The 21,931-nt window shown below is 68.6% G+C and carries 27 protein-coding genes; 16 read left to right on the top strand and 11 right to left on the bottom strand.

Annotated elements, in window-relative coordinates; genetic code table 11:
• Positions 1-80: 80 nt before the first annotated feature.
• Positions 81-425 carry a cupin domain-containing protein gene (locus O5O54_RS01605; RefSeq protein WP_279477988.1) on the bottom strand — a complete coding sequence of 115 codons (345 nt, stop codon included), beginning with the start codon at positions 423-425 and terminating at the stop codon, positions 81-83.
• A 288-nt stretch (positions 426-713) separates the two neighbouring features.
• On the opposite strand from O5O54_RS01605, the gene rplM reads away from it, so the two are divergent.
• From rplM to argC, 4 genes are all read left to right on the top strand, one after another.
• A complete protein-coding gene (rplM, locus tag O5O54_RS01600) occupies positions 714-1,178 on the top strand; it encodes a 50S ribosomal protein L13 (protein WP_279477987.1) in 465 nt (154 codons plus the stop codon).
• On the top strand, positions 1,178-1,651 hold the full coding sequence (gene rpsI, locus O5O54_RS01595; protein WP_279477986.1) for a 30S ribosomal protein S9: 474 nt from the start codon (positions 1,178-1,180) through the stop codon (positions 1,649-1,651). The genes rplM and rpsI overlap by 1 nt, the downstream gene beginning before the upstream one ends.
• Before the next feature lie 117 nt (positions 1,652-1,768).
• Positions 1,769-2,731, top strand: coding sequence for an agmatinase (gene speB, locus O5O54_RS01590; protein WP_279477985.1), 963 nt, complete (start codon positions 1,769-1,771; stop codon positions 2,729-2,731).
• A gap of 41 nt (positions 2,732-2,772) precedes the next feature.
• Positions 2,773-3,696, top strand: a complete 924-nt coding sequence (gene argC / locus O5O54_RS01585; RefSeq protein WP_279477984.1) for an N-acetyl-gamma-glutamyl-phosphate reductase — start codon at positions 2,773-2,775, stop codon at positions 3,694-3,696.
• A 7-nt stretch (positions 3,697-3,703) separates the two neighbouring features.
• Here argC and O5O54_RS01580 read toward each other — a convergent pair whose 3' ends face one another.
• Positions 3,704-4,786 carry a COX15/CtaA family protein gene (locus tag O5O54_RS01580; RefSeq protein ID WP_279477983.1) on the bottom strand — a complete coding sequence of 361 codons (1,083 nt, stop codon included), beginning with the start codon at positions 4,784-4,786 and terminating at the stop codon, positions 3,704-3,706.
• A 213-nt stretch (positions 4,787-4,999) separates the two neighbouring features.
• On the opposite strand from O5O54_RS01580, the gene O5O54_RS01575 reads away from it, so the two are divergent.
• Positions 5,000-5,209: a DUF2842 domain-containing protein gene (locus O5O54_RS01575; protein WP_279477982.1), complete on the top strand. Its 210-nt coding sequence runs from the start codon at positions 5,000-5,002 to the stop codon at positions 5,207-5,209.
• Here O5O54_RS01575 and O5O54_RS01570 read toward each other — a convergent pair.
• The gene (locus tag O5O54_RS01570; protein ID WP_279477981.1) at positions 5,206-7,188 is read right to left on the bottom strand and encodes a hypothetical protein; all 1,983 of its coding nucleotides are present in this window, start codon (positions 7,186-7,188) and stop codon (positions 5,206-5,208) included. The genes O5O54_RS01575 and O5O54_RS01570 overlap by 4 nt on opposite strands.
• Before the next feature lie 183 nt (positions 7,189-7,371).
• Between O5O54_RS01570 and O5O54_RS01565 the strand changes: the two genes are divergently transcribed.
• The 3 genes from O5O54_RS01565 to O5O54_RS01555 all read left to right on the top strand — a co-directional run bounded on the left by O5O54_RS01565 (position 7,372) and on the right by O5O54_RS01555 (position 10,512).
• Complete coding sequence (locus O5O54_RS01565; RefSeq protein WP_279477980.1) at positions 7,372-7,932, top strand: polysaccharide export protein; 561 nt, start codon at positions 7,372-7,374, stop codon at positions 7,930-7,932.
• Between the two features lie 124 nt (positions 7,933-8,056).
• On the top strand, positions 8,057-9,586 hold the full coding sequence (locus tag O5O54_RS01560) for an undecaprenyl-phosphate glucose phosphotransferase (RefSeq protein ID WP_407061638.1): 1,530 nt from the start codon (positions 8,057-8,059) through the stop codon (positions 9,584-9,586).
• A 68-nt stretch (positions 9,587-9,654) separates the two neighbouring features.
• Positions 9,655-10,512 carry a sugar phosphate isomerase/epimerase family protein gene (locus tag O5O54_RS01555; RefSeq protein WP_407061637.1) on the top strand — a complete coding sequence of 286 codons (858 nt, stop codon included), beginning with the start codon at positions 9,655-9,657 and terminating at the stop codon, positions 10,510-10,512.
• Between the two features lie 49 nt (positions 10,513-10,561).
• Here the strand turns inward: O5O54_RS01555 and O5O54_RS01550 are convergent, their stop codons facing one another.
• A complete protein-coding gene (locus O5O54_RS01550; RefSeq protein ID WP_279477978.1) occupies positions 10,562-10,906 on the bottom strand; it encodes a RidA family protein in 345 nt (114 codons plus the stop codon).
• 71 nt (positions 10,907-10,977) lie between these two features.
• Entirely contained in the window at positions 10,978-11,151 is a 174-nt protein-coding gene (locus O5O54_RS01545; protein WP_279477977.1) for a hypothetical protein, read from the bottom strand.
• Between the two features lie 210 nt (positions 11,152-11,361).
• Between O5O54_RS01545 and O5O54_RS01540 the strand changes: the two genes are divergently transcribed.
• Positions 11,362-12,273 carry an ABC transporter substrate-binding protein gene (locus O5O54_RS01540; protein ID WP_279477976.1) on the top strand — a complete coding sequence of 304 codons (912 nt, stop codon included), beginning with the start codon at positions 11,362-11,364 and terminating at the stop codon, positions 12,271-12,273.
• A gap of 66 nt (positions 12,274-12,339) precedes the next feature.
• On the opposite strand, the gene O5O54_RS01535 is transcribed toward O5O54_RS01540, so the two are convergent.
• From O5O54_RS01535 to O5O54_RS01510, 6 genes are all read right to left on the bottom strand, one after another.
• Entirely contained in the window at positions 12,340-12,504 is a 165-nt protein-coding gene (locus O5O54_RS01535; RefSeq protein WP_279477975.1) for a hypothetical protein, read from the bottom strand.
• A gap of 58 nt (positions 12,505-12,562) precedes the next feature.
• Positions 12,563-12,832, bottom strand: a complete 270-nt coding sequence (minE, locus tag O5O54_RS01530; RefSeq protein ID WP_119539632.1) for a cell division topological specificity factor MinE — start codon at positions 12,830-12,832, stop codon at positions 12,563-12,565.
• A complete protein-coding gene (gene minD / locus O5O54_RS01525) occupies positions 12,829-13,644 on the bottom strand; it encodes a septum site-determining protein MinD (RefSeq protein WP_279477973.1) in 816 nt (271 codons plus the stop codon). The genes minE and minD overlap by 4 nt, the downstream gene beginning before the upstream one ends.
• 57 nt (positions 13,645-13,701) lie before the next feature.
• Positions 13,702-14,466, bottom strand: a complete 765-nt coding sequence (gene minC / locus O5O54_RS01520) for a septum site-determining protein MinC (RefSeq protein WP_279478706.1) — start codon at positions 14,464-14,466, stop codon at positions 13,702-13,704.
• A 157-nt stretch (positions 14,467-14,623) separates the two neighbouring features.
• A complete protein-coding gene (locus O5O54_RS01515) occupies positions 14,624-15,376 on the bottom strand; it encodes an SDR family NAD(P)-dependent oxidoreductase (protein ID WP_279477972.1) in 753 nt (250 codons plus the stop codon).
• Positions 15,377-15,481: 105 nt separating this feature from the next.
• The gene (locus tag O5O54_RS01510) at positions 15,482-15,961 is read right to left on the bottom strand and encodes a tryptophan-rich sensory protein (RefSeq protein WP_279477971.1); all 480 of its coding nucleotides are present in this window, start codon (positions 15,959-15,961) and stop codon (positions 15,482-15,484) included.
• A gap of 109 nt (positions 15,962-16,070) precedes the next feature.
• Here O5O54_RS01510 and O5O54_RS01505 point away from each other — a divergent pair, with 109 nt between their 5' ends.
• The 7 genes from O5O54_RS01505 (at position 16,071) to sseA (ending at position 21,925) form a co-directional block, all read left to right on the top strand.
• On the top strand, positions 16,071-17,192 hold the full coding sequence (locus O5O54_RS01505; protein WP_279477970.1) for a glycosyltransferase family 4 protein: 1,122 nt from the start codon (positions 16,071-16,073) through the stop codon (positions 17,190-17,192).
• A gap of 182 nt (positions 17,193-17,374) precedes the next feature.
• Complete coding sequence (locus tag O5O54_RS01500; RefSeq protein WP_279477969.1) at positions 17,375-18,508, top strand: DegT/DnrJ/EryC1/StrS aminotransferase family protein; 1,134 nt, start codon at positions 17,375-17,377, stop codon at positions 18,506-18,508.
• Positions 18,509-18,615: 107 nt separating this feature from the next.
• Positions 18,616-18,846, top strand: a complete 231-nt coding sequence (locus tag O5O54_RS01495; RefSeq protein WP_279477968.1) for a hypothetical protein — start codon at positions 18,616-18,618, stop codon at positions 18,844-18,846.
• On the top strand, positions 18,843-19,145 hold the full coding sequence (locus O5O54_RS01490; RefSeq protein WP_279477967.1) for a hypothetical protein: 303 nt from the start codon (positions 18,843-18,845) through the stop codon (positions 19,143-19,145). The genes O5O54_RS01495 and O5O54_RS01490 overlap by 4 nt, the downstream gene beginning before the upstream one ends.
• A gap of 117 nt (positions 19,146-19,262) precedes the next feature.
• Entirely contained in the window at positions 19,263-20,300 is a 1,038-nt protein-coding gene (locus O5O54_RS01485; RefSeq protein WP_279477965.1) for a cysteine synthase A, read from the top strand.
• 2 nt (positions 20,301-20,302) lie between these two features.
• On the top strand, positions 20,303-21,040 hold the full coding sequence (locus O5O54_RS01480; protein ID WP_279477964.1) for an alanyl-tRNA editing protein: 738 nt from the start codon (positions 20,303-20,305) through the stop codon (positions 21,038-21,040).
• Between the two features lie 24 nt (positions 21,041-21,064).
• Entirely contained in the window at positions 21,065-21,925 is an 861-nt protein-coding gene (gene sseA, locus O5O54_RS01475; RefSeq protein WP_279477963.1) for a 3-mercaptopyruvate sulfurtransferase, read from the top strand.
• The last annotated feature ends 6 nt before the right edge of the window (positions 21,926-21,931 follow it).

Here is a 21,931-nt window from a genome sequence, read left to right as displayed (position 1 = left end):
GATGACGACCTGGGGAATGCGAAGCGCGAGCGCCGCAAGGCGTCGTGGCCGCCACCGAGGCGGTCTGGCGCCGCCAAGCCTCAGACCGTGATGACATACGTCTTGCGCGTCGTCTCCACCACGCGCCACGTCCCCCGGAAGCCAGGGCGGATCACCACGGCGTCGCCGGGGCGCAGGTGTCGGTCCTCCCCGCCCTCCTCCGTCAGCACCGAGTGCCCTTCGAGGATCTGGCAGAACTCCCATTCGTCGTAGGAGACGCGCCATTCGCCCGGCGTCGATTCCCAGACGCCGGCATAGAGACCGCCCTCCGCCTCCTCGACGTTCCAGGTGCGGTGCACGGGATCGCCCGCTAGGACCTTTTCGGGCAGCGGCCGGGCGACCTCCGGCTCCATTCCCTCTATGACGACGGCGATTGCGTTCGACATGGCGGCCTTCCGTTTCGGTCCATGCCTCCGATCTAGCGTCGATCACACGCGTCAGAAAGATGGGGTATCATGATACCAATTTTGCGGTACCATGGAACCACAATTCCAAGTCCATGCTTTTAAAAGGATTTTCCTGGCACGCGGTCGCGCCGATCCTGCGTCACGCTCTTGCCCGAACGGGTCTGCCTGTGTATGGAACCGGCCAAGGAGTGCGGCCGCGTCCACACTTTTTCCGCTGCGGGCGGGTTTCGCCCAGCCCCGCGCAATGAACGACCCAAGGAAAACCCCATGAAGACCTTCTCGCAGAAGTCCGAGACGGTGGAGAAGAAGTGGATCATCATCGACGCCGAAGGGCTCGTTGTCGGTCGCCTCGCCTCGCTCGTCGCGCTTCGCCTTCGCGGCAAGCACAAGCCCTCCTTCACCCCGCATGTCGATGATGGCGACAACGTCATCATCGTGAACGCCGACAAGGTCGTGTTCACGGGCAAGAAGTACCAGGACAAGACCTACTACTGGCACACCGGCTACGCCGGCGGCATCAAGGAGCGCAAGGCGCGCGAGATCCTCGAGGGTCGCTTCCCCGAGCGCGTGCTCGAGAAGGCCGTCGAGCGCATGCTGCCGCGCGGCCCCCTCGGCCGTCGCCAGCTCAAGAACCTGCGCGTCTATGCCGGTGCCGAGCACCCGCACACCGCCCAGTCGCCCGAGACGCTCGACGTCAAGGCGCTGAACTCCAAGAACGCGAGGGCTGCATAATGGCCGATCTGAATTCGCTGCAGGATCTTGGCTCCGCAAACGTCGCCGAGACCTCCGCTCCGGTGCATGTCCAGAAGCTCGACGCCCACGGCCGCGCCTACGCGACCGGCAAGCGCAAGGACGCGGTCGCCCGCGTCTGGGTCAAGCCGGGCTCCGGCAAGATCACCGTCAACGACAAGAACTTCGCGGACTACTTCGCCCGTCCGGTTCTGCAGATGGTGCTCCGTCAGCCGATCGTCGCCGCCAACCGCGACGGCCAGTTCGACATCGTCGTGACCGTTGCCGGCGGCGGCCTCTCCGGCCAGGCCGGTGCTGTCCGTCACGGCATCTCGCGCGCCCTCACCTACTACGAGCCGAGCCTGCGCTCGGTGCTCAAGAAGGGCGGCTTCCTGACCCGCGACTCGCGTACCGTCGAGCGCAAGAAGTACGGCCGCGCCAAGGCCCGTCGTTCGTTCCAGTTCTCGAAGCGCTGATCGCTTCCCATTCTGGACAGAAGATCGGAGGCCCTGGGAAACCGGGGCCTTTTTTCGTTCTTCAAGCCGTCGCGCTTGTCCACTATCTCTCGGGCCGAGCACAGGGATCGACGACACATGGCCGGACAATCCATCGACCACGCCTTCACCGCAGCCGGTTCGCTCGGCGCCGCGAGCGATCCGACCTATGCGGGCGCCCTGTCCTTCATGCGGCGGCGCTTCACCAAGGACGTGGCCGGTTCCGACGTCACGGTCTGGGGCATCCCCTTCGACGCCTCCGTCTCCAACCGGCCCGGCACGCGCTTCGGACCGCAGGCGATGCGGCGCGCCTCTGCGATCTTCGACAACGATCCGCAGTACCCGTTCCATGCCGACCTGTTCGAGCACTTGAGCGTCGTCGACTACGGCGACTGCCTGCTCGACTACCGGCTGCCCGAGCGTGCGCACCTCGCCATGCGTGCCCAGGCCGAGGCGCTCCTGGAGAAGACCGGCTTCCTCCTGACGCTCGGCGGCGACCATTCGATCACCTACCCCTTGCTCCAGGCGCATGCGGCCCGGCACGGCAAGCTCAGCCTCGTCCATTTCGACGCCCACCAGGACACCTGGCCGCTGGCGACGGACACGCACGGCCGGCCGCGCGTCGATCACGGCTCGTTCCTGTCGGCGGCGCTCCGGGACGAACTGATCGATCCGGCGACCTCGATCCAGGTCGGGATCCGCACCCATGCGCCCGAGACCGGCGGCGTCGAGATCCTGCACGGCTACGAGGTCGAGGACCTCACGTCGGCGGAGATCTCCCGGCGGATCGCCGAGCGCACGCGCGGCACCAAGGTCTATCTCACCTTCGACATCGACTGCCTGGATGTCGCCTTCGCGCCCGGCACGGGCACGCCGGTGGCCGGCGGCCCCAGCAGCGCCAAGATGCTGGCCGTGCTTCACCACCTGAAGGACCTCGACATCGTCGGGGCCGACCTCGTGGAAGTCTCGCCGCCCTATGACCATGCCGACATCACGGCGGTGGCGGGCGCGACGATCGCCATGTACGTCCTCGGCCTCCTGGCCGAGAAGAAGGCGCGCTGAATCCCGGCTCGCCGAACGCCATTCCAACCACGGAGCGCGACATGAAGCCCCGCATTTTCATCGACGGCGAGCACGGTACGACGGGTCTCCAGATCCGCTCCCGCATGGGCGGCCGCCAGGACGTCGAACTCCTGTCGATCCCGGAGGCCGAGCGGCGCAACGAGGCGATGCGCGAGGACCTCCTCAACTCGGCCGACATCGCGATCCTCTGCCTGCCGGACGACGCGGCGCGTCAGGCCGTTCAGCTCCTGTCGGGCAACAACCGCGCGCGCGTGATCGACACGTCCACCGCCCATCGCACGGCCGAGGGCTGGGCCTACGGCTTTGCCGAACTGACGCGCGATCAGCCGGAGGCGATCCGCTCGGCGCGGCTCGTCGCCAATCCGGGCTGCTATCCGACGGGCGCCATCGCCCTCGTGCGCCCCTTGCGCGACGCGGGCCTCCTGCCCGAGGGCGAGACGATCACGATCAACGCGGTGACGGGCTATACCGGCGGCGGCAAGCAGATGATCGCGCAGATGGAGGACGAGACGCGCGAGGACCGGATCACCGCGCCGCATTTCCTCTACGGGCTCGACCTCAAGCACAAGCACCTGCCCGAGATGCGCGTCTACGGCCGCCTGCCGCGCGATCCGCTGTTCACCCCCTCGGTCGGCAAGTTCCCGCAAGGGATGATCGTGCAGGTTCCGCTCCTGCTGGACGGCACGGTCACCGCGCAGGCGCTGCACGACGCCCTGGCCGAACACTACGCGGGAAGCGACGTCGTGACGGTCACGCCGTTCGCCGAGAGCGCCGCGCTGACGCGCATCGACGCGACGGAGCTCGCCGGCACCGACCGGATGAAGCTCCATGTCTTCGGATCGAAGGACGGCGAGCGCGCCAACCTCGTCGCGATCCTCGACAATTTGGGTAAGGGCGCCTCGGGCGCCGCCGTCCAGAACATGGACCTGATGCTGTCGGCCTGATGTGCCGTCAGCCTGCGGCCGCTGCCGTCACCGGGTAGCGACCGAACAGCCCGCGGGCGTGGAACACCGCGCCCGCCAGCACCACCAGCGCTCCCGCCTGATGCATCAGCGCCGCATCGATCGGCACATGCAGGAGCAGGGTCGTGATCCCGATCGCCGCCTGCGCCAGCACCGCGGCGGCCAGCCACCGCGCGCCGCGCGCATGATGCGTGCCCGGCGCGATGCGATGGGCGGCGATCGCATGCGCGATCGCGACGGCCAGCAGCATATAGGCACCCAGGCGATGAACGAACTGCACCGTCATCGGATTTTCGAAGAAATTCCGCCAAGCGGGCGTCATCGCTAGCAGATTGGCCGGCACGACCTGCCCATCCATCAACGGCCAGGTGTTGTAGGCGAGACCCGCGTTCAGTCCCGCGACGAGGCCGCCGAGGTAGATCTGCACCAGCACCATGCCGACCAGCAGCAGCCCGACGAGATAGGAATGCTCGGTCGGCGCACGTGCGGTCGGCCGGTTGACGAGGCCGCGCGCGATCCAGAGCGTCGCGGTCAGGATGATGCAGGCGATCGTGAGATGCACGGCGAGCCGATACTGGCTGACATCCGTCCGCTCGACGAGACCGGAGGCGACCATCCACCAGCCGATCCCGCCCTGAAAGCCGCCGAGCGCGAGGAGACCGACGAGGCGCGGCTTCAGCCAGGGCTCGATGCGGCCGGTTACCCAGAAGAACAGGAGCGGCAGGGCAAAGGCGACGCCGACGGCGCGCGCCAGGAACCGGTGCGACCATTCCCACCAATAGATCGTCTTGAAGTCCGACAGCGACATGCCGCGGTTGATCTGCTGGTACTGCGGAATCTGCCGGTAGAGGTCGAACTCCTCCTGCCATTCGGCGGCCGAGAGCGGCGGCACGACGCCGTGGATCGGCTTCCACTCGGTGATGGACAGGCCCGATTCCGTCAGCCGCGTCGCGCCCCCCACGACGACCAGCGCCATCACCATGGCGGCGATGACGTAGAGCCAGATGCGGATGGCGCGCCGGTTGTCGGCGATGCGTGGCGATAGCGCTGAAGCTTCGGTGATCGTGGTCATGGTGCCCGCCGGCCGCGCCCGGCGCCCTGCCGCAGCGCCGCCCCTTCGTCGGAGTGGCCGCCCGGCGCGCGGCCCGTCCGGGCCGGCACCGCCGGGCATCGTGCGGCTGATGTGTTACGAAGCGGCGGGAATGGCAAGGTTCATATTGTCCTACCGCCTTGCCCGGCGGGACGGAACTTGCGAGGAAGCCGGCGCCACATTAGCGAGAAGCGCATGCCCGTTCGTATCAAGAAGCTCATCGGCGTCGTGATCCTGCTCGCGCTGGTCGTCGTCTACGCCGTCTTCGCCACTGCCTTCGCCTCGCTCTATCTCGGCGACGCGGCCGGCTGGGTGCAGCTTCTCTACTTCCTGGTCACCGGCCTGTTCTGGATCGTGCCCGCCATGTTCGTGATCAGTTGGATGCAGCGCGAGCCGAAGGCCTAAGACGCGAGCTGCCGGCCGTCCACGAGGATCATGTCGGCAAGGCCGGCCGCACGCAGGCGCTCGACCCCGGCGCCGACGCGCGCGTCGTCCGCCCCATCGACGGTCAGGACCAGTGCGGCATCGGGCGTCAGCAGAGCCTTGACGGTTTCCGGCTCCATGTCGCCGCAGACGACGATCAGCACCTCGTAGTTGCGCTCGATGAACTCGAGCACGTTGCGCCGCTCCATGGCGAGGAACGCCGCCTCCTCGACCGTCGCGCGCCCCGCCCCGAAGGCTTCGGCGCGCGTCGCGAAATCGGAACGGGCGATTTCGGCGAAGGTGGCCTCGCCCGCGATCATGTCGGACACGCCGAGCGAGTCGGGCGCAACCCCCATGGCTCGGGCCGCGAGCTGCCCGCCGCTGAGGTCCACGAGCGCGCCCTGCCGGCCGCGAAGCGCGAGGCGGCGGACGATCTCGACCGCAGCCGGGCGATCGTCGGGACCGAGTGCGACCACGACCAGCCGGGTCACGTCGCTGGCAAGGATGCCGCCGATCAGTTCGTCCGGCGCGGTGATCGAGAAGCGCGAGGTCTCCTCCGGCCGCGCGGCGGCCGGCCCAGCCGGCGCCGGTGCTCGGGCGAAGACGCGCCGGGGAGCCGCAGCGGCTGCCGGCTCGCGCGGCTCGCGCCGCCTCACGACGCCCGCAAGGGTCACGATGGAGGAGCCGAGGAATCCGAAAAGCGCGGCACCCGCCACGATCGGCCAGATGGTCGGCCGATGCTGGGTGGTCGAAATCTCGGTCACCACGGCCAGTGGCGCGGGCGCAGGCACGGGCGGCGCGACCGGTTCGGCAGCAGGCGCGGGAGGAGCGGTCGCCGGCATCTCCGCGACCGCGCGCTCGGCCTGCGCCAACGCTTCCTCCAGCGCGGCCAGCGTCCCACGCGCCGCTTCCACTTCCGAGGACGCCTTGGCCGCCGCCTGGGCGGCCGCGTTGCTTGCACCCTCGGCCACCATCGCATCGGCGACCTGCCGGTCCAGACGGTCCGCCTGGCGGCGCAGCGCGGTCACGCGACGCTGAAGCGCGGTGCTCAAGCGCTGACGCGCCTCCACGAGGTCCTGCTCGAGTTCGGACAGTCGAAGGCGGACGGTGGCCATGCGCGGATGCCCGTCGAGAAGCGTGCGAGACAGATCCGCCGCCTGGCGGGCGATCTGATCGCGCCGGGCGCGCGCATCGCGCCAGGCGGCCCATTCCTCGGTGGCCTGGACCGAGGCCGGTGCCTGCGCGGGCGCGACGTTGCGCAGGTTGCGCGCGAAGCGCTCGACCCGCGCGAGTTCCTGCTTGGCGGCGGCGGCGTCGCGCCGGTCTTCGGCAAGGGACGACCGGCTGTCCGAGGGGTCGGCATCGGGAACAGGAGCCTTGGCCAGCCTATCCTCCGCAGCGGCGAGGGAAACCCTGGCTTCGGCGATGCTCGCCTTCAGAGCCTCGATCGTGGCGTCCGGCGCCGCGGGCGAAACGGTTGCGGCCGGCGGTTCGGTCGCGGGCGGCACGATGGGGGCAGGCGTCACGGTGCGTTCGGTTTCGCCGATGACGATCGCCGCGACGGCCTCCACACGCCGCCGCGCGGCGTCGGCGTCCTGCGCTTCGGCCCAGATCACGAGCGAGCCGTCCGGGGCGCGCTCGGAACCCAGGTCGGGACGCGACGGCGCGACCGTCTCGATCAGCTCGTCCCAGACGGCGAGGACGCCGCTGGGCGCATCCTGCGGCGCATCGGCAGAGGTTCGGGCCGCCGCATCGCGCACCGCCTCGTCGGTCCAGCGCGCCGCCAGGGTCGGCTCGCCCGTCAGCCGCAGCGAAACGCGATGCATCGGCGGCACGAGCGATCCCGCCAGATAAGCCGCGAGGCCCAGGGCGACGGTGGACCCGAGGATCCGGCCGCTATTGGAGCGAAAGATGTCCAGCGCGCCCGCTCCCCGATCGATCGACGCCTCCACCTGCACCATGCCGCTCTCCACGCAATGCGACTCGACTCCCTTCGCAGCGAGCGTCCCCGCATCGCAAGATAAGAGTGAAGGATTTGGCCGCAATACGACACCGGTTTTACGGTTAATTAACCATGAGGAAGCTAGCTCTAGTAGGCGGTTGAGACGACCCGAGCCCACCCTGACCCGCTTCTGGAGACCATCATGCGAGTCGCACGCGCAGCCTCAGTGGCGCTCACGGCATGCCTGCTGGCCGGTTGCGTGACGTCGGCGCCGCCTCCCCCCGCCTTCCACGCCGCGCTCAATCAGGACTACCGCCTCGACGCCGGCGATCGGTTGCGCATCACGGTGTTCGAGCAGGAAAGCCTCACCAGCATCTATGCCGTGGACAAGGCGGGCTACCTTTCGCTTCCGCTGATCGGCTCGGTGCCCGCACGCGGCAAGACGCCCGACGAGGTGCGCGCGGCCGTCACCGCGGCCCTGCGCAACGGTTTCCTGCGCGATCCCGACGTGTCGGTGCAGGTGGAGCAGTACCGCCCCTTCTTCGTCATGGGCGAAGTGACGACCGGCGGCCAGTATTCCTACGTCCCCGGCATGACCGTGCAGAACGCCGTCGCCATCGCGGGCGGCTTCTCGGCCCGGGCCGAGAAGCGCACCGTGGACATCACGCGTCAGGTCAACGGCAAGGTCATCACCGGCCGAGTGCTCCTGTCGGATCCGGTTCTGCCGGGCGACACGATCACGATCCGGGAACGCCTGTTCTGACGCTGCGTCACATTTGTCGGCAATCCTTCGAATGACAGCCGACATCGTGAGTGTTCATTAGCCTATCCGTGAGAGGGTCCCGCTGCGGCGCGCCATGCGCCGGCCCAAGCACGGGAAACTCGGCATGTCTGTGAATCAGAGCGAGCAGGCGCTTTTCGCGCGGGAGGCGATCCGCACCTTCCAGCACGAGCGCTCCTTTCGTCCCGCCGAACCGAGCGTGCTCAACGCACATGCCCGGCGCATCGCGGAGCAGTTCAACAAGAACGTCCTGTCGCCGCGCCTTCTTTCCGGCCTGTTCGGCCTGGGAGAGTTCGTCCTGCTCCTCGGGCTCGGCCTTGCGGCCCTGACGCTTCTCGCTCCCGCCGCGACGCCTCTTCTGGCCCTGCCCTTCGCCCTGGCGGCCACGGCCGCGCTCGCCTTCCTCCACGGCTACGAACCGTCTCAGCTTCGTTCGCAGCGCCGGCAGGCGCTCCGCCTCGTCATCTCGCTCGGCTCGGGCGCGCTTGTCAGTCTCGGAATCACCATGTGGGCGGGCGACCTCGACGCGGCGCTGATGACGGCGGTGGCGTCGCAAACCGCTGCCTCTCTCGCCACCCTGACCATCGGTCGCCGCGTGCTGGCCGGCCGCATCCGCGTCTGGAGCCGCACGGGGCGGCTGGAGCGGCGCGTGGTGCTGGTCGGCGGCGGCGGCGCGGCCGAGCGCTTCATCCGCCAGCTCGAGACCTTTCCCGACAGCGACATCCGCATCTGCGGCATCTTCGACGACCGTGAGGACGACCGCTCGCCGCCGATCGTCGCCGGCTATCCGAAGCTCGGCACGATCGCGGAACTGACCGAGTTCGCCCGCATCGCCAAGATCGACATGCTGGTGGTCACCCTGCCGCTGTCGGCCGAGGCGCGCATTCTGCAGATCCTGAAGGAACTCTGGGTGCTGCCGCTCGACATCCGCATCTCGGCGCTGTCGCAGAACCTGCGCTTCCGCTCGCGCTCCTATTCCTACATGGGCGACGTGCCGATGCTGGACGTCATGGATCGCCCCATCGCGGACTGGAACAAGGTGGCCAAGCGCGGCTTCGACCTCCTGTTCGGCATCGCGGCGCTGGTCGCCTTCTCGCCGCTGATGCTTCTGACCGCCGCCGCCATCAAGCTCGACACGCCCGGCCCCGTCTTCTTCCGTCAGAAGCGCCACGGCTTCAACAACGAGGAAATCCTCGTCTGGAAGTTCCGCTCGCTGCGCCATGACATGGCCGACCCGACCGCGCGCAAGCTGGTCACCAAGGGCGACCCGCGCGTGACCCGCGTCGGCCGCTTCATCCGCCGCTCCTCCATCGACGAGCTGCCGCAGCTCTTCAACGTCCTGATCGGCAACCTGTCGCTGGTCGGCCCGCGCCCCCACGCCGTGCACGCCCGCTCCAGCGCGCATGTCACCTTCACCGAGATCGTGGACGGCTATTTCGGGCGCCACAAGGTGAAGCCGGGCATCACCGGCTATGCTCAGCTGCGCGGCTGGCGCGGCGAGATCGACGACGACGTCAAGTTGCAGAAGCGCTTCGAGCACGACCTCTACTACATCGAGAACTGGTCGCTGCTCTTCGATCTCTACATCCTCTTCGCGACGCCCTTCAGCCTGTTCCGCAAGGAGGGCGCCTACTGACGGCGATACGCCGTTCACCGCCGCGCGGGTCCGTGCCATAGCTGGCGGACTCGCGAGGAGGAGCGATCATGAGCGTGCAGGGATTCGGGGTGCATACGGCGATGTGGTCCATGGAATGGGACCACGCGGCGGCGGAATTCGCCATTCCGGAAGCGGTGCAGTACGGCATCGACTTCCTGGAGATCACCATCCCCGACCCGCGCGCCATCGACGCCGAGCACACGCGCGCGCTCTTGGAGCGGCACGAGGTGGACTGCGTGTGCTCGCTCGGCATGCCGCTGGACCGCCTGCCCACCGACAACCCCGAGGGCGCCTGGGAATACCTCAAGATCGCGCTCGACAAGTCCAAGGCGATCGGGGCCAAGGCTCTGAGCGGCGTCGTCTACGGCGGCATCGGCCAGCGCACCGGCTTCCCGCCGACGCAAGCAGAGATCGACGCGACGGCGCGGATCGTGGAGAAGGCCGCCAACTACGCCAACGACCTCGGCATGCTCTACGGACTCGAGGCGGTGAACCGCTACGAGAACCACATCCTCAACACCGCGCGCCAGGCGGTGGACATGGTCGAGCGCGTTGGCGCGCCCAACCTCTTCGTCCACCTCGACACCTATCACATGAACATCGAGGAGCGCGGCATCGCCAACGGCATCCTCACCGCGCGCGAGCACCTCAAATACATCCACCTTTCGGCCAGCGACCGAGGCACGCCGGGCGCCGACACCGTGGCATGGGACGAAGTCTTCGCGACCCTCGCCGCCATCGGTTTCAAGGGCGGCATGGCGATGGAAAGCTTCATCACGGTGCCGCCGCTTCTGGCGTCCGCTCTGTCCGTCTGGCGGCCGGTTGCACCTGCGCGCGAGATCGTGCTCGGCGAGGGCCTGCCATTCCTGCGCAACAAGGCCCGCCAGTACGGGCTGATCGTCTGACGGGTCGGCAAGCGGCGGCGGAGCCCCTTCGGACCCCGCCGCCCTGTCGTCAGATCGCCGCGACGACGATGATCTCGACGCGGTATTCCGGGGCCGCGAGGGCCGACTCGCCGGTCGCGCGCGCGGGCGGGTTCGCCGGGTCGACCCAGGCGTCCCACACCGCGTTCATCGCGGCGAAGTCCTTCATGTCGGCAAGCCAGATGGTCGCCGACAGGATCTTCGACTTGTCCGAACCGGCCTCGGCCAGCAGGCGGTCGATCTCCGCCAGAACGGTCTTGGTCTGCGCCGAGACGTCCTCGCCGGGGTTCCCGACCTGACCGGCGAGATAGACCGTGTTGCCATGGACCACGGCCGCGCTCATGCGGCGGCCGGGCTCGATACGACGAATGCTCATGAAACTCTCCGAATCGTTCGGTTTCGCGAGAGCTTCTTAGAGGCTGATGCGGTGCTTGGACAGGCGGGCCTTCAGCGGCCGGCGTAGCGGCGCTCGCTTGCGAAGCGCCCGCGCCGAGCCCACTCCGGCGCGCGCGCCGACTTCTCGTAAAGCGCGTCGATCGTGTCGACGAGCCCCTGCTCGACGGCCTCGCCGCGCGTGATCAGACCGGCCTCGTAGGCCTCGATGATATCGGTCGTGCTCATTGTCCCACCCTTCCTTCGTCCAGTTCGCGGAATCCGCGGATCAGGGTTCGGTTCCGACTTTGTTAAGATTTTAGGGCGGCAAAGCGGCGCACCGGCTATCGAACCTGGAACTTCCCGGCGCCTCGCCCCTTGAGAACGCCCCTCAAGGCGACAGAATCCGACACGCGCGCAGCCGCTCACGGCGCAAGGCGCAAGGGGGTTGTCGGAATCATGCGTCTCAAATCTTTCGCGCTCGCCGCCGCTCTGGCGGCTTTCGCCTCGCACGGAGCGCTCGCCGCGCCCGTCGTCGTGTCGTCCAAGATCGACACGGAGGGCGGCGTCCTCGGCAACATGATCCTGCTCGTCCTGCAGAATGCAGGGATCGAGACCACCGACCGCATCCAGCTCGGCGGCACGCCCGTGGTACGCCAGGCGATCACCGCCGGCGAGATCGACATCTATCCGGAATACACCGGCAACGCGGCCTTCTTCTTCAACAAGGCGGACGACGCGCTCTGGAAGGACGCGGCCAAGGCCTACGAGGAGGCCAAGACGCTCGACTACGACGCCAACAAGATCGTCTGGCTGACGCCCTCGCCCGCCAACAACACCTGGGGCATGGCGGCGCGCAAGGACGTGGCGGACGAGAACAAGCTCGTCACCCTGTCGGACTTCGGCAAATGGGTGTCGGGCGGCGGCGCGGCCAAGCTCGCGGCCTCCGCGGAGTTCGTGAATTCCGCCTCGGCGCTGCCCTCGTTCCAGACGACTTACGGCTTCCAGCTGAAGCCCGACCAGCTCCTGACGCTCTCGGGCGGCGATACGGCGGCGACGATCGCGGCGGCCGCCCAGGGCACCAACGGCGTCAACGTCGCCATGGTCTACGGCACCGACGGCGGAATCGCCCCGTCCGGCCTCGTGGTGCTGGAGGACGACAAGAACGTCCAGCCGGTCTACCAGCCGGCGCCCATCGTGCGCGAGGCGGTGCTCCAGGCCAATCCGCAGATCGCCGACCTCCTGAAGCCCGTCTTCGAGGGCCTCGACCTCGTCACGCTCCAGGAGCTGAACGGCCGCGTGCAGGTCGGCGGCGAGCCCGCCAAGGCGGTGGCCGAGGACTACCTGCGCTCGAAGAACCTGTTGAAGTAGACCCCACAGGCTATTGCGCCGACATGCGAAAAGGCCCGGCATCGCTGCCGGGCCTCTTCTTTTTCCCTACTGCCGGGTCGCGGCCTTTTCGGCTTGCGCCTCGCAGACCTCGACATGCTTCAGGAGCGCCTCGGTCGAGAGCACGGCCGCGATGGAGCGGATGTTGCGCCCCTGCATCTGCGGCAGTTGCTGCACTCGCTGGAGGCGGACGAGGAGTTCGGCTCGGTTCATCGCTATCTCCTTTTCGCGATGGCGTATGCGGTCCGGCGGCGGGGTGCCGCCGGGCCGATCAGTGGGCGGTGGCGGTGGCGAGCTGCGGCAGCTCTATATCGACCTCGAGGGTCGAGATCTGCTCGCCCCGGTCCATCTTCACCTTCACCTTGTCGCGGTTCACCGGCATGTGCTTGGCGATCACCGCGAGGATCTCCTCGCGCAGCACGGCGACGAGGTCGTTCTGGCCGATCTCGGCGCGCTCGTGCGCGAGAAGGACCTGCAGGCGTTCACGCGCGGCCGGAGCCGTCGTGGTGGAGCGCCGCTGGAAGAAACCGAACAGGCTCATGCGGCCCTCCGGCCGAAGAACTTCCCGAAGAGGCCCTTCTTGTCGGAGGGAACGTTCATCGGGACGGTCTGGCCCATGAGGCGCTTGGCGGCGTCCATGTAGGCGCGGGCCGGCGCGCTCGCGGCGTCCGACAGGGTGACCGGGGTGCCGAGGTTCGAGGCGCGGAGCACTTCCGGGCTTTCCGGCACGATGCCGAGGAGCGGGATCGAGAGGATCTCAAGGACGTCGTCCACCTTCAGCATGTCGCCGCGCTCGGCGCGGGCCGTGTCGTAGCGCGTCAGCAGCAGGTGCTTGTCGATGCGCCCGCCGCTTTCGGCGCGCAGCGTCTTGGAATCGAGAAGGCCGATGATGCGATCGGAATCGCGCACCGACGAGACTTCCGGGTTGGTCACCACCACCGCCACGTTGGCATGGCGCATGGCGAGCGTCGCGCCGCGCTCGATGCCGGCCGGGCTGTCACAGATCACCCAGTCGAACATCGACCGGAGCTGGTCCATGACGCGGTCGACGCCGTCCTGGGTCAGGTTGTCCTTGTCGCGGGTCTGCGACGCGGGCAGCAGGCAGAGCGTATCGACGCGCTTGTCGCGGATCAGCGCCTGGTTGAGGTTTGCGTCGCCCTGGACCACGTTGATGAGGTCGTAGACCACGCGGCGCTCGGCGCCCATCACGAGATCGAGGTTGCGCAGGCCGACGTCGAAATCGACGACCACCACCTTCTGGCCGTTCTGTGCCAGCGCGGCGCCGAGCGCGGCTGTCGAGGTCGTCTTTCCGACGCCTCCCTTGCCCGATGTCACCACCATCACTTCAGCCATGGGGGCCTGTCCTCTTCCTTGGGTTTCCCGATCGTCCCGCCGTCGCCCTCATGGCGATCAGTTTGCGAGGGCGACCGTCCTCAAAACGGTATCGTCGAGCCAGACGTGAACCGCCTGGCCGCGCATCTTGGGGTCGATGTCCTCGGCGGTCTTGTAGAGACCGTCGATGGCGATGAGCTCCGCCTCCAGCTTGCGGCAGAAGATGCGGGCGTTGGCGTTGCCGGCCGAGCCCGCCAGCGCCCGGCCGCGCAACGCGCCGTAGACGTGGATGGAGCCGCCGGCGATGACTTCGGCGCCGGAGGAGACGGAGCCGAGAACGGTCACGTCGCCTTCCGGGAAGATGATCGACTGGCCGGAACGAACCGGCTCCTCGATCAGGAGCGAAGGCGTCGTCGCCACATGCGTCGCCCGGACGGGATCGGGCGTCTTGGGCGCGTCCGTCGTCGTCTTGGCCTGCGAAGCCGCCGGGGCTCCGCCTTCCGGCGTCTCCGGCACCTCGATGTCGGCGGCGTTGCGGCCGCCCTTCATCTCGGGCGGCATGCCCGGCGCCAGGATGGAGGGCAGCGCGCCCTCGATGCCCATCACCCGCACGTTGCGCTTGGTGAGCTCGGCCAGAAGGTCGGCGAGCTGTTCGCGCGTGATCGGCAGGCCCGCCACGTCCAGCACGATCGGCCGCCCGAGGAAGAAGCCGGTCGAGCGGCGCGCGAGGTCGTCCAACTGGGTCAGCCATTCGCCGAAGGGAAGCTCGGGCGAGAGGACCAGGGCCAGGAAGGACCGTCCGCGAAGGCGGACCGCTTTGCGTGTGGGTAAGGCTTCGGTCATCTTCATTAACGTTTCGTTGCCAGCCGATCTAAGCGCGTCAGGCTTAACCGAGGGTTAACTCTTGCAGCCCGCGCGAGCCTTGCGTCCGGCCCGAACGCAAACGGCCGCCCGTTAGGGCGGCCGCGCGCAATGGTGGAGAAGCGTCTGGCGGACGCGCTCAGAGCGCGCCGCCCTCCACCATGAAGTTGTTGGCCGTACACATCGCCGAATCGTCGGAAGCCAGGAAAAGCACCATCCGCGCGAGGTAGACCGGCTCCACCGGCACAGGCAGGCACTGGCGTTCGAGCTGCGCGTTGAGGCTCTCCTCCGTCACCCAGAGCTCCTTCTGGCGCTCCGTCATCACCCAGCCCGGCACCACCGTGTTGACGCGGATGCCGTGGGGGCCGAGATCGCGCGCGAAGGAGCGCGTCATGCCGTGAACGGCCGACTTGGACGTCGTGTAGACCGGCATCCCGCCGCTCGCCTGCATCCAGGAATTGGAGCCGAAATTGACGATCGAGCCGCCCTTGGCGGCGATCATGTCCGGCGCGACGGCCTGGGTGGCGAAGAACATGTGGCGAAGGTTCGCCGCGATCCGCTCGTCGTAGTACTCGGGCGTCACCGTCTCCCAGCCGTGCCGGTCGTCGCGCGCGGCGTTGTTGACGAGGATGTTGGCCGCGCCGACCCGCCCCTTCAGCCGCTCGAAGGCGCCCTTCAAGGCGTCGATGTCGCGCAGGTCGCAGGCCTCGAAGGCGACCTCCGGGCCGAATTCCGCCGCCAGCGCCTCGCCGCGCCCGGCGTCGATGTCGACGAAACCGACGCGCGTGCCCTGCTCGGCGAAGGCCCGCACCACGTCGGCGCCGATACCCGACGCGCCGCCCGTGACGAAGGCCGTGCGACCCTTGAGGCTCGGATAGATGGCAAAGCTCATGAACTGTCTCCCGGCGGGCAGATCGCCCCGTTTCGCTCGCGGCTTTGCGCCGCCGGCCCCGGACCGGTCAAGCTGGGATCGCAGATAACGCAGACAAATCTGCGTTCATGCGAACACGCCGCGGTCGCGGTTCAGCCGCCAGACCGAGAGGTTGAGACCGAACGCGACGCAGACCCAGGCGAGATACGGCACGAGAAGCCACGCCGCCGTCGCGCTAAAGGGCGCGAAGGCCAGCGCCGTCGCCGCGACGGCCAGCGCCAGAAGCCCGATATCGACCAGCGCCCAGAGCGGCTTGCGCAGGCCGAAGAACAGCCAGGACCAGAGGAAGTTCAGGAGCATCTGGACGCCGAACAGCGCGAACGGCCCGGCGACCCAACCCGCCGCCCGCCACACGAGCCAGCCGGAGATTGCGATCAGAAGGTAAAGGATCGACCAGACGATGGGGAAGGCGCGATTGGGCGGCGTCCACCCCGGCTTCCGGAGGCCCGCATACCACGGCCCCGGCTTGAACAGGATGCCGCTCGTGGCGACGAGACCCGACAGGGCCACGAACCCCAGGAGAATTAGACCGTCGTTCAGCGTCATCCGAAATGTCCCGTTCGCTCGCCCGAAGGATAGGGCTCCACGCCCGCCCTTTCCATTCGCCGCTCCGCCCGCTAACCCCTGGCCATCGCCCGCAGGGACCCGCAGCCCGTTGCCCAAGCTCGCCTTCGTCGTCACCGAGGACTGGTTCTTCGCCTCTCACTTCCTGCCCATGGCCCGCGCCGCCGTCGGGATGGGGCTGGAGGTCGTGGTGATCGCGCGGGTGCGTGACCATGCGGCGGCGATCGAGGCGACGGGCGCGCGGGTGCGCCCGCTGGAAGCCGAGCGGCGAAGCCTCAACCCGCTGGCGGCCGGCGCGACCGTGGCCAGGCTCGCCGCCATCCTGCGGGCCGAGCGGCCGGACATCGTCCACTGCATCTCGCTCAAATCCATCCTCGTCGGCGGCGCGGCCTGCGCGCTGGCGGGCCTCTCGGCCCGTGTCTTCGCCCTCACCGGCATGGGGTTTCTCGGCGCCAAGGCGGACCGGACGGGCCGCGCCGCGCGCTGGGCGCTCCGCCGCCTCATCCGTGGCCCCCTGTCCTCGCGCCGCACGCATTTCGTCTTCGAGAACGAGGACGACCCGAAGCTCCTCGGCCTCGACCCGGCGGCGCGGGACGTGACGATCCTCGGCGGCGCCGGGATCGATCCCGCCGCGTATCCCGCATCGCCCCTGCCGCCCGGCGAAACGCTGCGGATTGCGCTCGTCGCCCGCATGCTCTGGTCCAAGGGCATCGACACCGCCGTCGAGGCCGTCACCGCCGCCCGGGCGCGCGGGGTGGATGCGACGCTCTCCCTCTTTGGCGCGCCCGATCCGTCCAACCCCAAGGCCATCCCACTGGAAACCCTCCGAGACTGGTCGAGCCGCTCGGGTATCGCCTGGCACGGCCCGACGCGCTCGGTCGCCAAGGTCTGGCGCGAGCATCATGCCGCCTGCCTGCCCTCGCGCGGCGGCGAGGGCCTGCCGCGCACGCTTTTGGAATCGGCGGCCTGCGGTCGTCCGTCGCTCACCACCGACGTGCCGGGCTGCCGCAGCTTCGTGCGCGACGGCGTGGACGGCTTCGTCGTGCCGGTGGACGACGCGGCGGCGCTGGCCGATGCGATCGGCCGCCTCGCCGCCGACCGGTCGCTCGCCGAACGCATGGGCGCGGCGGCGGCGGCGCGCGTACGCGACGGGTTCACGGAAGCCGACGTGATGGCACGGATCGAGGACGTCTACCGCTCTCTCCTGCGCTGACGAAAGCCCTGTCCGATCACGCGCCGCCCGCTTCGAACGCCAAACGTGATGCGGCAAATCGGCAAGGCGCTTGATTTGCCGGCGCGAACCGGTAGCCCTGCCGCTCACCGAATTTTCCGACCGCGACCGGCCGGACGGGCCGCGCGGCCCGCCGCACGAGGGCGCGAAGCCGAGGACGCTCCATGAGCCAGACCATTCCCTTCATCGACCTCGCCACCCAGCGCGATCGCATCCGCACACGCGTCGAAGCCCGCTTCTCGCGCATCATGGACCAGGGCTCCTTCATCATGGGGCCGGACGTCGCGGAGCTCGAAACGCAGCTTTCCGCCTTCAGCGGCCTGGCGCATACGATCTCCTGCGCCTCGGGCACCGACGCGCTGCTGATGCCGCTGATGGCCTGGGGCATCGGGCCGGGCGACGCCGTGTTCGTGCCGAGCTTCACCTTCGCGGCAACGGCCGAAGTCGTCGGCCTCGTCGGCGCCTCGCCTGTCTTCGTGGACGTCCTGCCCGGCACGTTCAACATGGACCCCGAGCACCTGCGCCGCACGGTCGAGGAGACCGTCGCCAAGGGCGACCTGAAGCCTCGTGCGATCATCGCGGTCGATCTTTTCGGCCAGATCGCCGATTATCCCGCCATCCGTGGCGTGGCCGACGCGTTCGACCTGCGCCTGATGTCGGACGCCGCGCAGGGCTACGGCTCGACGCTGGACGGTCGCATGGCCGGCGCCTGGGCCGACGTGGTGGCGACGAGCTTCTATCCGGCCAAGCCCCTCGGCTGCTACGGCGACGGCGGCGCGATCCAGACCGACGACGCAGCCCTCGCCGACGTCCTGCGCTCGATCCGCGTCCATGGCGGCGGCAGCGACAAGTACGACAACGTGCGCCTCGGCCTCACCGGCCGGCTCGACACGTTCCAGGCGGCCGTCCTGGTCGAGAAGCTGGCGCTCTTCCCGGAAGAGATCGAGGCACGCATGCGCATCGCCGCCCGCTACACGACAGCGCTTTCCGGCCACGTCGCCCCGCAGACCATCGCCGATGACGTCGTATCCACCTGGGCGCAGTACACGATCCGCGTGCCCGGCGGGCGTCGCGACGCCTTCATGTCCTCCATGAAGGAAGCCGGCGTACCCACGGTGATCTATTACGGAAAACCCCTCCACCGTCAGACCGCCTACAAGCACTGGCCGGTCGGGGGCAACGGCCTGCCGGTCACCGACCAGCTTTGCGCCGAGGTCGTCAGCCTGCCGATGCACGCCTATCTCGACGAGCCGACGCAGGACCGCGTGATCGCCGCCGCCCTCGCCGCGCTTGGCTGAACGGCAGATTGGAATTGGAATAATTATCATCGGATTTCAGCATCTTGCGCTGATTTTCTGAAGTGTTACGAACGCTCTCGCACGAAGGGTCGTGCGGGAGACAAGCCATGAGCGTCGTCACACCGGTCGAAGTGCTCGCCGTCCTCGGGCCGGTCAGCGCGATCGTGGTCCACGAGATGGTGCGCAGCCGGGTGTCCGGGGCGGAACTGCGCGACGCGCTCCGCCGCCTGCGTCATGGCGAGATGGACGATTTCGAGGCCTATGCCGGCCTCGACGGGCGCATGCGCCGGGTCGTCGATCTTCTGGTCGCGACCGAACCCCTGGACGGCCCGCGGTGAGCGGGGCCTCGTCGGAAAAGAGCTTCGAGATCGGCTGCGGGCTGGCTCGGCTGTTCGAGCTGGCGATGCGGGACGGGCGCACGCCGCCGCGGGAAGCCCTGGAACTCCTCGCCAAGGCCCTCGGCACCGTCTATCGCGACATCGCCCGCGCGCATCGAGATCCCGCCGGCTGCCCCTGCGGCTGGAAGCCCGCCGACGACGACCTGACGGTTCTCGCCAAGGCGCTCCGCGACGGAGCGGGGCCGGCGCCGCGCGGGCTGCCCGACCTCCGCGCCCTGGAGCCGGCCGGACGCGCTTGACGCCAGCCGATCTGAAATCGCGTTGCGCCGGATGTCTTTCCCCCAGCAAGCCCTTCCTTGTCTCGCCCGGCGCCGCACCTTACCGTCCGAACAAACGAATCCGGCCGCCAGGACCTCATGCCCAGATACAATGCCGTTATCGACGCCATCGGCAACACGCCGCTGATCCGCCTCGCCAAGGCTTCGGAGCTGACCGGCTGCGAGATCTACGGCAAGGCGGAGTTCATGAACCCCGGCCAGTCGGTCAAGGACCGCGCCGCCCTCTTCATCATCCGCGACGCGGAGGCGCGTGGCCTCCTCCAGCCCGGCGGCACAATCGTCGAGGGCACGGCCGGCAACACCGGCATCGGCCTCGCGATGGTGGCCGACGCGCTCGGCTACAAGACCGTGATCGTGATCCCCGAGACGCAGAGCCAGGAGAAGAAGGACGCGCTGCGCCTCTGGGGTGCCGAGCTGATCGAGGTTCCGGCCGTCCCCTACAAGAACCCCAACAACTACGTGAAGCTCTCCGGCCGCCTTGCCGAGCAGCTCGCCCGCACGGCGCCCGGCGGCGCCATCTGGGCCAACCAGTTCGACAACACGGCCAACCGCGACGGGCATGTCGTGACCACCGCCGAGGAGATCTGGCAGCAGACCGGCGGCCAGGTGGACGGCTTCATCTGCGCCGTGGGCACGGGCGGCACGCTGGCCGGCACGGCCATGGGCCTGAAGCGCCACTCCGGCCACATCAAGATCGGCATCGCCGACCCGATGGGCGCCGCGCTCTACAGCTACTACACGACCGGCCGGTTCGCCTCGGAGGGCGGCTCCATCACCGAGGGCATCGGCCAGGGCCGCGTCACGGCCAATCTCGAAGGCTTCGCGCCGGACTTCGCCTACCAGATCCCCGACGAGGAGGCGCTGCCGATCATCTTCGACCTGATCGGCGAGGAGGGCCTCTGCCTCGGCGGCTCGTCGGGCGTCAACATCGCGGGTGCCATCCGCATGGCGAAGGAGATGGGACCGGGCCACACGATCGTGACGATCCTGTGCGACTACGGCAACCGCTACCAGTCGAAGCTCTTCAACCCCGCGTTCCTGCGCGAGAAGAACCTGCCCGTGCCCGAATGGCTGGAGCGCAAGCCGGCCATCGACATTCCCTACGAGGCCGTCTGACCATGGCCGGTCGGACTGAGCCCGCCTATCTCGACGACGCCTATCTCTCGACCCTCGAAGCGCGCGTCGTCGCACACGAGGGCGAGCGCGGCATCGTCGTGGATCGCTGCAACTTCTATCCCGCGGGCGGCGGCCAGCCCGGCGACACGGGCGTGATCGAGCTTCCCGACGGCCAGCAGATCGCGGTGACGGACACCCGCTATGGCGAGGACCGCTCGGCCATCGTCCTTCACCTGGGCGAAGGCGATGTGCCAGCGGCGGGCGAGACGGTGGTGCTCCATGTCGATTGGGCTCGCCGCTACAAGCTGATGCGCATGCACACGGCGCTCCATTTGCTGACCGTGGTCTGCCCCTTCCCGGTGACGGGCGCGGCGGTCGGTGAGGACGAGGGGCGCCTCGATTTCGACATGCCCGAAGCCGACACCGACAAGGACGAGGTGACCCGAGCCCTGGCGAAGCTCGTCGCAGAGAACCACAAGGTCTTCACCCGCTGGATCACCGACGAAGAGCTCGACGCCAATCCAGGGCTCGTGAAGTCCGCCAACGTGCGCCCGCCGCGCGGCACGGGGCGCGTGCGCGTTGTGGCGATCGGCCAGGACGGCGCGGTGGATTCCCAGCCCTGCGGCGGAACGCATGTCGGCGAAACGCAGGAAATCGGCGAGATCCACGTGGCCAAGATCGAGAAGAAGGGGCGCACCAACCGTCGCTTCCGTCTCCGCCTCGGTGCCCCTGCCACCTGACATGACCGTCCTCCGAGGCACACCATGAGCCAGAACCCGTTCCTGATCTCCGCCGAACAGCTCGCCGCCGAGATCGGCCACCCAGGCCTCTCGATCGTCGATGCCTCCTGGTACCTGCCGGCGCAGAAGCGCTTCGGCCATGCCGAGTATCTCGTCGGACACATTCCCGGCGCCGTGTTCTTCGACCAGGACGCCGTGGTGGATCCAACCTTCGACCTGCCGCACACGCTTCCCTCCGCCGAGCGCTTCGCCGAGGCCGCAGGCGCTCTCGGCTTGAGCGAGACGGACACGATCGTCGTCTACGACGGCATGGGCCTCTTCAGCGCGCCGCGCGTCTGGTGGATGCTTCGCACCTTCGGCGCGAAGGACGTGCGCATCCTCGACGGCGGCTATCCCGCCTGGATCGCGGAAAGCCGCCCGGTCGAGACCGGCGAGCCCGACGTCACCCCCGCCGAGTTTCATGCCGTGTTCGACGCCGATGCCGTGGCGTCGCTCGACGAGATGCGCGCCATCGTGGACAGCGGCTCGCGCCAGATCGCCGATGCCCGTCCCGCCGCCCGCTTCTCGGCCGAGGCGCCGGAGCCTCGCCCCGGCGTTCGCGGCGGCCACATGCCCGGCGCGCGCTCCCTGCCCGCTTCGGACCTCTCGGACGGCGGCCGGCTGAAGTCGCCGGAGGAGCTCAAGCGCCTCTTCGAAGAAGCGGGCGTCGATCTCGACGCCCCGGTCGTCACCTCCTGCGGCTCGGGCGTCACCGCGGCGACCATCAATTTCGCGCTCGCCTCGCTCCACAAGAGCGACGTGAAGCTCTATGACGGCTCCTGGACCGAATGGGGCTCGCGCCCCGACACGCCTGTGGAAGGCGGACCCGCTTCCCGAAGGACTTGAACCGAC

It is taken from the genome of Aureimonas sp. SK2, from assembly GCF_029813115.1.
In the GTDB taxonomy this organism is placed as follows: Bacteria; Pseudomonadota; Alphaproteobacteria; order Rhizobiales; family Rhizobiaceae; genus Aureimonas.
The sequence above is the reverse complement of the archived record's forward strand: the minus strand, read 5'-3'. Positions and strand labels throughout refer to the sequence as shown.